This window comes from bacterium (genome assembly GCA_008933615.1).
GTDB lineage: Bacteria > CLD3 > CLD3 > SB21 > SB21 > SB21.
The window spans coordinates 1-2,015 of sequence record WBUR01000094.1 but is presented as its reverse complement, the minus strand read 5'-3'; the positions used below and the strand labels follow the sequence as shown (position 1 = coordinate 2,015).

At 47.8% G+C, this 2,015-nt stretch carries 1 protein-coding gene; it reads left to right on the top strand.

What is annotated here, in order from left to right:
* Positions 1-27: 27 nt before the first annotated feature.
* On the top strand, positions 28-2,015 hold a 1,988-nt coding region (locus F9K33_16545; protein KAB2877323.1), incomplete at its 3' end, for an RNA-directed DNA polymerase.

Here is a 2,015-nt window from a genome sequence, read left to right as displayed (position 1 = left end):
CCCATATACACCTCAACTCTACCACCCATGCCTGATATCTCCCCATCACATCCGCGTACAACCTTGCCAGGTCTCACAAACTCCAAAATATTTGACTCTCCGCTGCGCATTTGCTCTTTTAACGCCAGAGGGTCAAATTCCACCCGCTCACATCCATTCAAACCCACTGCAATCGCCAACCTAGCCAAATGCTATGACATCCTCTGCCTGCAAGAAGTCAACACCATCCCCTCCATCCCAGACAAACATATAGTAAGCGACCGCAAAGACCTCGCAATTGTTTCCTCCAATCCTTTGAAATTCATCTTCTCAGATGAATACTTTATTGTTGCTGAAACAAAGCTACAAGACTCCAACCTCCGAATCGTTTCAGTTCACTTACCTTGTGCAGCTTCTCAACAAGCTGTTACTGAGATCGCACGTCGAATCCTCCGATTCACAACCTCTGACATCGCTATCCTTGCTGGTGACTGGAACTTGGACCCGAAGCGCCCAAGGGACAAGCACTCATTCAATATTCTGCGTGGAGTACTTGCCCACGCGAACATTACATGGCTGAAAAACTCGCTCAACACCCGCTTTCCGGATCTGCATGAGCACAGTGCTCACTCACTCGACCATTTCTTCCTATCAATCCCACGCTCCCATCTCGCCTTGAAAATAACCCAAACTATTCTCTCTGATCATGCTATTGTATCACTAACCATCGCCAGAGTGGCTCCAGAAAGGTCTTGCTTGATCAAGACCCTCAGAGCCCCTCTTGACGAGATTAGTGAAGCCCTCCCATGTGGCCTTTGTGATGTCGATGATTATTTGTTGCTCACAAAAATTATTTACGAAGCGGACGAAAAAATGGAATCTGAGTTTCACAGCCTGAGGAAAAAAGTAGAAAGTGGCCTGGGAAACGCGACTGAGTTCCAAGAGCTCAAGAAACGCAAGGATGACCGCAATAACCACCGTGACAAGTGGCCTCTCGCATTCATGCGACCATGGAGAGGAGAAGCCAAAGCTACTCCTATTCCTATCACAACCAAAGCCATCGAATCCTCTGATGACCCAGTCACTCAACAAAAACTATCCCTTGACCACATTCGAGAAGAATTCGCCCCAATTTTTACAGCTCGCCATCTCAACCCAAGTCCCTTGAAAAAATTCCTGGACGAGGTCCCCCTCCCAGACTTTTCGCAGTTAGACTTCGATATCACAGTCAATGATATCACAGAATCCATCAAGTCTGCCAAATCCAAGTCTGCGCCAGGCCCAGATGGGATCACTTACGCGTTTTTGAAGAAAAACGTTGGCAAGCTCGCCCAACCTATCCATAATATCTACCTCAGTATGAAAGCAGGGAAGACGCATAGGAAATTGCTGGATTCCAGGCTCACAATGCTAAAGAAGCCTGGATTCTCTGGCGACCCAAAAGACCTCCGCCCCATTGCAATCACAAACACCATCCTCAGAGTAATCCAGCGAGCTATCTCCTACAAAATCATCAAACAAGTAACTGAGAAAATCACGCCACACCAAAAAGGATTCATGAAAAACAGATACATTGGTGAATGCATCAAAAACGTGAGCAATCACATCACCACCCTCACCAAAGGGTGGTCACTATTTGTGGATTTCGAGAAGGCATACGATTCGGTTGACCGAAAGGCCCTCAAACAGATCCTGACAGCAATGAAATTTCCCCCTGAATTCATAACTCTGATAACTGCAATGCTGAAGCCGTCCAAAGCCTTGCTCATGGACTCAGACGTGCACGTCCGCATAAGCCGTGGCGTCCCGCAAGGTAGCCCCATCTCATGCATCCTCTTCGCCATCGCCATTGAGCCCCTCCTCCGCGCGATCCTCTCGAAATTCCCTGCAGTGGTCCTCGAAGCTTATGCGGATGACATCACCATCATCGCCAAACAGGACTGCCTTCTCCCTCAAATTCAGAAATTCATCGAGGAGAAGGCAGCACTTTTTGGCATGAGAGTGAACCAAAAGAAATCATGTGTTCTCCCACTGAG